The following is a 9355-nucleotide window of genomic DNA, read 5'->3' as shown; positions in this document are numbered from 1 at the left end:
CTGGGTTGTACAACGCTAATCACTAACTGGCCAAGCGTATTGAACACTTCAATTTTTTTCACTGAAGCATCAGTCAAACTCTTTACAGTCAGCTCGGCATTCATTGGATTAGGAAATACTGCAAACGATTTCTGCCAATCGAAATTTTCGGTGCCTAAAACTTGCACTTCGGTCGTGGCATCGTTGGTAAAAATCGGATAGTTAAAATCAAAGTAAATAGCCGCGCTGTTGCTGAATGTATCGCCAACAACTAGCGTGGGAACCGTCTTTATTTTAAATACCACATAACCATCGTTTGTCTCGTCGGTAAAACCCAATTGAATGTTTTCGAAAATAAACTCTACGCGATTGCCGTTTGAGATACGAGTCGTAAACGGATGGCTGGAGTCTAGAGGCGTTAATGTGCTGATATCGAATTTTGAGGTATCAATTCGATCGGTAATAATTACACGTTCCGCTGCTGCAGTACCCGTGTTTTCAAAACGAATCATGTAATTTACAAACTTTCCAACTTGCTCGGGTCCGATTGTTGGTCCAGCCAAACACGTTTTGTCGTTAGGATCAAACGAATTCACTACAACTTGCGATAAGGTTGAAACATTGTTATCCGGCGTTGAATCTGTAGCTGCAGTTTGCATATTTGCTGAAAAAGAAAGTAAATCATCGCTATTTAAAGCGGGTGTTTCCATCGGAGAATTATGGTTAAGAGTCACAAAAAACTCTTGTTCGCTGAACGGCGCTAAATTACTTACCGTCCATGAAACCGAACCTGGATTTATTGTAGGGGAAGTCGGAGTGGCTTCGATAAAATCAGAGACAGACTCGTCGTAATTGAATACTACTGCTCCCGACTGAACCGTGGTACCTACATTTTTTACCAGAATTTTATAAAACGAATCAAAGCCAGGTCTGGCATTCCCTATAGGAATTAGATTAACTTCTATGTCTGGAAAAGTACCATTTGCAGTGATACAAAAATTTTGCACTAACGGACTAGCCTGAGTTGGGAAATTTGCCACGAAACTAGCTGGCGAAATAGAATAATAAGCAGAAGAGGGAACTACGGGAGTTACGGTATGTTGCCCAGCTTGAACTGGAATCGAATAAGCGCCCGACTCGTCGGAAATCATCGTGCCATTTACAGAGCCGTTAGTGATATTAAATTTTAGATTAGGCACAATCGGATCCGAAGTTGAGCACGACGAACCGTTAAAATTATAACGTTGATTGCCTGAAATCGTGTAAAATGTACCGCCGGGATTAAAATCGCAGTAGGAATTTAATTCAACATCATTGAGACCTAACTGATTTAACGACATTTGGATTATGTAAAACATTATCGGGTCGACACATATATATTGAATTTCATTATTGTTAGAAAAATCAATCGAAAATGAACCGTTATTAGGAATGAGAATTGCTTGTAAATTATTGTTATTTGCATTTATTTGAAGCAGTGCAGTTGACTTGATATCCAAAATTGTCAAATTATTATTTGAACAGTTTAAATCCATTAAAGTAGAATCCTCCGAGACAGTTAAATTTGATATTTGATTATTTGAAAGATCAACAGTAATCGAATTTTCAATTACTACGTTTGTCAAATTATTATATGAAAGATCAACATCGTATGTTGACAGCGGATTAACGGTGCTTATATTGTTGTGCGAAAAATAGAATTCGGCTCCGCCTTGGAATGGTGGAAGTTCTAGCTGCGTGAGCTGATTATAGGTAGCATCTACATAGTCTAAGGAAGTGTTTTCTGAAATTACAAGATTATTAAGTTGATTATTATTACATATTAATTCAATTAGTAAAGGAAACGGAGTTAAATCAAGACTTGTGAGTAGATTGGACCCTAAATAAAGCATCCACAGCTGAGGTAAATTTGACAGAGTAAGAGCATTAATCTGGTTTTGGGACAAATCCAAATATGCTAATTCGGGTAAATTGCTTAAATTCACGCTTTGCAATTGATTTGAAGCGAAAGCTACATCATACAAACTTGTTAAACCTGAAATAGTAAGTGATGATAGATTATTATTTGTGACGTAAAGTAAAGTTAATTCTTGCAACATCGAAACATCAATCGAAGTTAAAGCGTTTTCATAGATTTTTATGCTCTCTAAAGCCAAATTTGTCGAAAAACTTATCTGCGAAATTTGATTAGCATGTACATCAAGATTACGCAAAGCGGTTAGCTGAGAGAGGTTTACGTTTGACAAATTGTTTTCAGAAGCATCAAGTACTTCAAGAAGCACTAAACTGTTCAGATTTATGCTTGTTAATTGATTTTGGCTGCAATTAAGAGTTTGGAGCGCTGTAAAGCCGGTAAGTGACAACGCTGACAAATTGTTTTGACTGCAATTTAATGTCAACAAATTGGGACTAGCAGCAATATTTAGCGTGTTTAAACTATTTTGAGAACAATTCAATGTTGTCAGATTGCTCGATGCTTGTATTACTAGTGATTCTAATTCATTTTCTTCACATAGTAACGAAGAAAGCGAAACTGCTCCTGATACGTTCAAAGAAATCAAATTGTTCTCTGCGCAATTTAACGTCTCTAAACTTCCAAGCATCGAAACATCTAAATTCGTTAATTCATTATTATCACATCTTAAATTAACTAAAGATACTAGGGCTGAAACATCTAAGTTTGTTATACTATTGTTGTTACACGTTAATGATCTTAGATTCGTAAAATAACTAATTTCCGGGATAGCCGATATTTGGGAACTTGATATGCCAAGCCTATAAACCGCTTGCGCTTCGCTTACTTCTATCTCTTGGTTGTTATTAGCATCTATTTTAATATTATTGCCGTTAACTCCTTTAGCGATCGCATTTGAAGTAGACGCTTGCAGTAGTCTATTTTTAAATGCGGGGTCAGAAAAAGTAATAGTTTGCCCAAAAGAAGCTGAGCAGTATATAAAAAGTACAAAAATGTAAAGCTGCTTCATAGTCGAAAAATTTTAACTACGTAAAGCTACAACATTTTACTTAAGAACTAATAGGAGCAGTCAATTAATTTGTTACGGAAATTGAATATGACTTCTCAATTCGTTCTCTGCGGCCGTAATCTACTTTTCAATTTTAGCTTAAAGAAGCTACAAAAGCATCAAACAAATAAATCGAATCGTTAGGTCCTGGGCTTGCTTCTGGATGGTATTGTACTGAAAACACGGGTTTGTTTTTCATACGCATTCCTGCGATAGTTCCGTCGTTTAAGTGAAGGTGCGTGATTTCAAGTTCGGGATGCGCTTCAACCGCGGCACGCTCTACTGCAAATCCGTGGTTTTGGGATGTGATTTCGCCTTTTCCAGTTACGACATTGAAAACCGGATGGTTTATGCCTCGATGGCCGTTAAACATTTTATAAGTTGGAACATCATTTGCCAAGCCGATTAATTGATGTCCGAGACAAATTCCAAATAAGGGAAGATCGCGACTAATAATTTCTTTTGCTAAAGCAATAACTTCTGTGAGTGGTTCTGGATCGCCGGGACCGTTTGACAAGAAATAACCGTGCGGATTAAAACTACTTAAATCAGAAAAAGTGCTGTCGTACGGAAATACTTTGATGTAACAATCGCGGCTTGCTAAGTGACGAAGAATATTTTCTTTGATTCCTAAATCGAGTGCTGAAATTCGGAATTTAGCTTCGGGATTGCCGTAAAAATAAGGTTCGGTAGCCGATACTCTGCTGGCTAATTCTAGACCTTTCATATCGGGAACCGCCTTTAAAATCGATTTTAGTTCATCAACGGGCGTCTCGTCTGTACAAATGATGGCGTTTTGAGCGCCGTGATCACGGATGTAAGCCGTTAACGCACGTGTATCAACATCGCTGATTGCGATTAAACTTTGTGCTTTAAAATAATCGAATAGATTACCATCGGAATCGGGACGCGAGTGCTGAAAACTAAAATTACGACAAATCAAGCCCGCAATTTTTATAGATCCGGATTCCTTTTCGTTGCGGTTAACGCCGTAATTACCAATGTGGGCATTGGTTGTCACCATAAGTTGACCGAAGTACGACGGATCGGTAAAAATTTCTTGATAGCCAGTCATACCGGTATTGAAACAAAGTTCACCAGTTGCTTTTCCTGGTATTCCAATAGATTTTCCGTGGAAGATGGTGCCATCTGCAAGAAGAAGGATGGCAGCATCGCGTTGTTGATATTTCATAGTTGTGTTGTTGATGCAAAAGTAGTCTTTGATACGTAAACACGCAACCCCTGCCCCCGGTTGAAGTGGAAAACCCGCAAGGCCAGAAACCGACCGCGGCGGTATTTAACACAGCGACCAACGGAAGCTGCTGTTAAAGGCCAGCAAGCGGCGGTTTTTGGCTGCGGCTTTGAAACGGAAAACGGGATTAGGCACAAGGAAGTATTAAGACTGGAGTATTAAGACTGGAGTATTAAGATTGAAGAATTAAGATGAGTTCAAACACAAACATTTTTCTAAAAAAAAGACCCGCAAAATGCAGGTCTTTCAAAGTTTGTTTTGCTTTATAATTAAGCTTTGTCTTCCGACTCTTCGTTAGAAGCTTCTGGAGCTTCGTCAACGATTGGCGCAGCAGTTTCTTCAGCAACTGGAGCTTGAACTTCTTCGGCAACTGGAGCAGTTTCCGTAGTAGCAGCCGCTTTCGACTTACCACCTCTTCTGCTTTTTGCTTTCTTAACTTCTTTTTTACCTCCGTTGTAAAGTTCGTTGAAGTCAACTAATTCGATCATCGCCATATCCGCGTTGTCACCAAGACGGTTTCCTAATTTGATGATTCGGCAGTATCCTCCTGGACGATCTCCCACTTTAGCAGCAACGTCGCGGAACAAATCTGTTACAGCGTATTTGCTACGTAGGTAAGAGAAAACGATACGACGATTGTGTGTAGTATCTTCTTTTGATTTAGTGATCAAAGGCTCTACGTATGAACGAAGCGCTTTAGCTTTCGCCACAGTAGTATTGATTCGCTTGTGTTCGATTAACGAGCAAGCCATATTCGCCAGTAAAGCACGTCTGTGACCCGCTTTTCTGCTTAAGTGATTATTTTTCTTTCCGTGTCTCATTTCTTAATAAACTTAGAATCTGCAAACTTCAGACTCAGGTTAGTCTTTATCTAATTTGTATTTGCTTAAGTCCATTCCGAAAGTAAGGTTCTTCACGGCAACAAGCTCGTCAAGCTCAGTAAGTGATTTCTTACCGAAGTTTCTGAATTTCATTAAGTCGTTTTTGTTGAAAGATACAAGATCTCCAAGTGTTTCTACTTCAGCAGCTTTCAAGCAGTTAAGTGCGCGAACGGATAAATCCATATCGACCAACTTAGTTTTAAGCAACTGACGCATGTGCAAGGACTCTTCGTCGTACGATTCAGTTTGCGCAATTTCGTCTGCTTCAAGCGTGATACGCTCGTCAGAGAACAGCATAAAGTGGTGAATCAAAACTTTTGCAGCTTCTGTCAACGCATCTTTAGGCGTGATAGACCCATCGGTTTTAATTTCGAACACTAACTTTTCGTAGTCGGTTTTTTGCTCTACACGGAAGTTTTCAATTGCGTATTTCACATTGATTACTGGAGTGTAGATTGAGTCTGTAGCGATAGTTCCGATTGGAGCATTTGCTTTCTTGTTCTCTTCAGCAGGAACGTATCCACGACCTTTTTCGATCGTAAGTTCCATATTGATATTGACTTTACTGTCAAGATTACAGATTACTAGATCTGGGTTAAGAACCTGGAAACCAGAGATGAACTTTTGGAAGTCGCCTGCAGTAATTTGGTCTTTACCTGAAATAGAGATTGTGATCGCTTCATTGTCAACATCTTCAATCTGACGTTTGAATCGAACTTGCTTCAAATTCAAGATGATTTCGGTTACGTCTTCTACAACGCCCGGGATAGTGGAGAATTCGTGATCTACACCTTCAATACGGACAGAAGTGATGGCATAACCTTCAAGAGCAGAAAGTAGAACTCTTCTCAGCGCATTACCGACAGTAAGACCGTATCCGGGTTCTAATGGTCTGAATTCGAACTTTCCTTCGAAGTCCGTTGAGTCGACCATAATTACCTTATCGGGCTTTTGAAAATTAAATATTGCCATAATTTCGACTAAGTCAGTTATTATTTGTTGTACAATTCGACGATCAACTGTTCTTTGATGTTTTCTGGGATTTGAGTACGTGTAGGTACTGAAACGAAAACACCTTCTTTTTGTGAATCGTTCCAAGTGATCCACTCATAAACATGAGAAGATGCAGCTAGGGAACGCTCGATGATATCTAAAGATTTTGATTTCTCACGAACTGCAATTTTATCGCCTGCTTTTAGGTGATACGATGGGATGTTTACAACTTCACCATTCACTGTAATATGTCTGTGAGAAACGATTTGGCGTGCACTTCTACGAGAAGGTGCAATACCCATACGGAAAACTACATTATCAAGACGTGCTTCACACAACTGGATAAGTACTTCACCCGTTACTCCACGTGCAGCAGAAGCTCTTTCGAACAAACCACGGAATTGTTTTTCAAGGATTCCGTAAGTGTATTTCGCTTTTTGCTTCTCCATTAATTGGATTGCGTACTCTGATTTTTTACCTCTTTTTTTAGCGAGACCGTGTTGTCCCGGTGGGTAATTTCTTTTTTCGAAAGCGCGGTCTTCGCCGAAGATTGCCTCGCCGAATTTACGCGCGATTTTGGTTTTTGGACCAGTATATCTTGCCATTTTTAATGATTTTGGAAAGCCACTATGAATTCAGGTCAGATCCTTCGATAGCGCTTTTGCTTTCCGGGTTATACTATACTACTTTGATTTGGGATTAAACTCGACGTCTTTTTGGAGGTCTACACCCGTTGTGTGGCATTGGAGTTACGTCGATGATTTCAGTAACTTCGATTCCACCGTTGTGAATAGAGCGGATAGCAGACTCGCGTCCGTTACCTGGTCCTTTCACGAAAACTTTCACTTTCTTCAAACCAGCTTCCAAAGCTACGCGGCTACAGTCTTCAGCGGCCATTTGCGCAGCGTAAGGTGTGTTCTTCTTAGATCCACGGAAGCCCATTTTACCGGCCGATGACCAAGAGATAACTTCACCTTTTTTATTGGTAAGTGATATGATGATGTTATTGAAAGTTGCGTTAATATGAGCTTCACCTGAAGACTCGATAATAACTTTACGTTTTTTAGTTGTTGCTTTAGCCATACTAATTCTTATTTAGTTGCTTTTTTCTTGTTAGCGACAGTTTTTCTCTTACCTTTTCTAGTACGAGAGTTATTTTTAGTTCTCTGACCACGCAGTGGAAGTCCGCTTCTGTGACGGATACCACGGTAGCATCCAATATCCATTAAACGTTTGATGTTCAATGAAATTTCAGAACGAAGTTCACCTTCGATTTTGTAGTATGAAACGGCGTCACGGATAGCTCCGATTTCGTCGTCATTCCAATCTTGAACTTTTTTGTCTTCGCTTACTTGCGCTTTCGCTAAAATATCTTTAGCACGGCTTCTTCCTAATCCGAAGATGTAGGTTAAAGCAATTACGCCTCTTTTATTTTTTGGGATGTCTACCCCTGCTATTCTTGCCATAATTATCCTTGTCTTTGTTTAAATCTAGGATTCTTTTTGTTGATTACGTACAGACGCCCTTTTCTACGCACAATAATGCACTCGGCGCTTCTTTTCTTAACTGATGCTCTAACTTTCATCTTTTTTTAGCTTTTAGCTTTTAGCTCTTGGTTTCACTTCCAAATGATTATGAACTTGAAACCAATTGCTATGTGCTATATTAATATCTATAAGTTATTCTTGCCTTTGACAAGTCGTAAGGGCTCATTTCTAGTTTCACCTTATCGCCCGGAAGCAATTTGATGTAGTGCATACGCATCTTTCCAGAAATGTGAGCAATTACTACGTGTCCGTTTTCCAATTCGACACGGAACATTGCGTTCGACAATGCTTCGATGATAGATCCGTCTTGTTCAATAGCCGCTTGTTTTGCCATAATTATGCTACAGCTTTACGGTTTTTGCCCGATTTCATCAAGCTGTCATAATGCTTGTTAAGCAGATATGAATTTACTTGCTGAACGGTATCAATAACAACACCTACCATGATGATCAAAGAGGTACCTCCGAAAAACATTGCCCAAGACTGTTGCACACCTAAACTACCTACGATTGCTGGGAACACAGCAAGTAGCGCTAGGAATAACGAACCTGGAAATGTAATCAAAGACATAATCTTATCCAGATAATCAGACGTTTCAACTCCTGGTCTGATTCCAGGGATAAAGCCACCGCTTCGCTTAAGGTCGTCTGCCATTTTATTCGTTGGAACAGTAATAGCAGTATAAAAGTAAGTAAAGATGATGATTAAGGATGCGAATACGAGATTGTACCAGAATCCGAATAAATCACCAAACGTTGATGCAATAGATCGTGAAGTTTCTGATTGCGACAGGCCTGCAACTGCTGCTGGAATAAACATAATTGCTTGCGCAAAGATGATTGGCATTACACCAGAAGCATTTAATTTTAGAGGAATGAACTGTCTGTTTTCACCATTTATATCTTGTTCGAAATCACCAGAAACGGTACGACGTGCATACTGTACCGGTATCTTTCTCACAGCCATAACAAGGAGTACACAAGACATGATTACTAACAACCAGCCGATAACTTCAAGAACCAAAATCATTGGTCCACCTCCGTTATTTGTGATGGTCGACGTAAATTCTTGTAAAAATGCTTGTGGGAGACGAGCCAAGATTCCAACCATGATTAGGAGTGAAATTCCGTTTCCGATACCTTTATCAGTAATCTTCTCACCAAGCCACATTGCAAATATTGTTCCCGTTGTTAGGATAACAATAGAAAGTGCCACAAACACTTGTTGACTTACTTCTGGATAAAACGCTTGTCCGGGTAGCGTTGAATACAAGTTATAGATATAACCTGGACCTTGAACAATTGTAATGACAATCGTTAACCAACGGGTAATTTGATTCAACTTTTTGCGACCGCTTTCCCCATCTTTCTGAAGTTTCTGAAGGTAAGGAATTGCAATGCCCATTAATTGTACTACGATGGAAGCCGAGATGTATGGCATAATTCCCAATGCAAAAACGGAAGCCTTAGAAAAAGCGCCTCCGGTAAACATATCAAGAATAGAACCAATACCGTCTTTAGTTTGGCCTGCTAACGCATTCAACTGGGTTGCATCGATGCCTGGCAACGTTACGTGAGCGCCGAAACGATAAACCAACAAAAGGCATAAAGTTAGAACGATACGAGAACGCAGTTCATCGATTTTCCAGATATTCGATACAGATTCGAAAAATTTCTTCAT

The 9355-nt window shown here is 39.5% G+C and carries 10 protein-coding genes; all 10 read right to left on the bottom strand.

The features are described 5' to 3' along the window. Positions 1-2963 (bottom strand): hypothetical protein (locus Q0064_RS11125; RefSeq protein ID WP_298148304.1); only part of this gene is annotated, 2963 nt, incomplete at its 3' end. A 133-nt stretch (positions 2964-3096) separates the two neighbouring features. Continuing rightward, on the bottom strand, positions 3097-4194 hold the full coding sequence (gene carA, locus Q0064_RS11120; protein ID WP_298148303.1) for a glutamine-hydrolyzing carbamoyl-phosphate synthase small subunit: 1098 nt from the start codon (positions 4192-4194) through the stop codon (positions 3097-3099). A 329-nt stretch (positions 4195-4523) separates the two neighbouring features. Then, entirely contained in the window at positions 4524-5075 is a 552-nt protein-coding gene (gene rplQ / locus Q0064_RS11115; RefSeq protein WP_298148302.1) for a 50S ribosomal protein L17, read from the bottom strand. Between the two features lie 39 nt (positions 5076-5114). Then, entirely contained in the window at positions 5115-6107 is a 993-nt protein-coding gene (locus tag Q0064_RS11110) for a DNA-directed RNA polymerase subunit alpha (RefSeq protein ID WP_298148301.1), read from the bottom strand. Between the two features lie 20 nt (positions 6108-6127). Beyond that, positions 6128-6733 carry a 30S ribosomal protein S4 gene (rpsD, locus tag Q0064_RS11105; RefSeq protein ID WP_298148300.1) on the bottom strand — a complete coding sequence of 202 codons (606 nt, stop codon included), beginning with the start codon at positions 6731-6733 and terminating at the stop codon, positions 6128-6130. A gap of 94 nt (positions 6734-6827) precedes the next feature. Continuing rightward, entirely contained in the window at positions 6828-7211 is a 384-nt protein-coding gene (gene rpsK / locus Q0064_RS11100; RefSeq protein WP_094486803.1) for a 30S ribosomal protein S11, read from the bottom strand. 8 nt (positions 7212-7219) lie between these two features. Beyond that, complete coding sequence (gene rpsM, locus Q0064_RS11095; protein ID WP_094486802.1) at positions 7220-7594, bottom strand: 30S ribosomal protein S13; 375 nt, start codon at positions 7592-7594, stop codon at positions 7220-7222. A gap of 2 nt (positions 7595-7596) precedes the next feature. After that, positions 7597-7713 carry a type B 50S ribosomal protein L36 gene (gene ykgO / locus Q0064_RS11090; RefSeq protein WP_002987490.1) on the bottom strand — a complete coding sequence of 39 codons (117 nt, stop codon included), beginning with the start codon at positions 7711-7713 and terminating at the stop codon, positions 7597-7599. An 80-nt stretch (positions 7714-7793) separates the two neighbouring features. Further along, positions 7794-8009, bottom strand: coding sequence for a translation initiation factor IF-1 (gene infA / locus Q0064_RS11085; RefSeq protein WP_035129818.1), 216 nt, complete (start codon positions 8007-8009; stop codon positions 7794-7796). 2 nt (positions 8010-8011) lie between these two features. After that, the gene (gene secY, locus Q0064_RS11080) at positions 8012-9355 is read right to left on the bottom strand and encodes a preprotein translocase subunit SecY (RefSeq protein WP_298148299.1); all 1344 of its coding nucleotides are present in this window, start codon (positions 9353-9355) and stop codon (positions 8012-8014) included.

The sequence above is a fragment of the Flavobacterium sp. genome (assembly GCF_027490375.1).
Lineage (GTDB): Bacteria > Bacteroidota > Bacteroidia > Flavobacteriales > Flavobacteriaceae > Flavobacterium.
The sequence above is the reverse complement of the archived record's forward strand: the minus strand, read 5'-3'. Positions and strand labels throughout refer to the sequence as shown.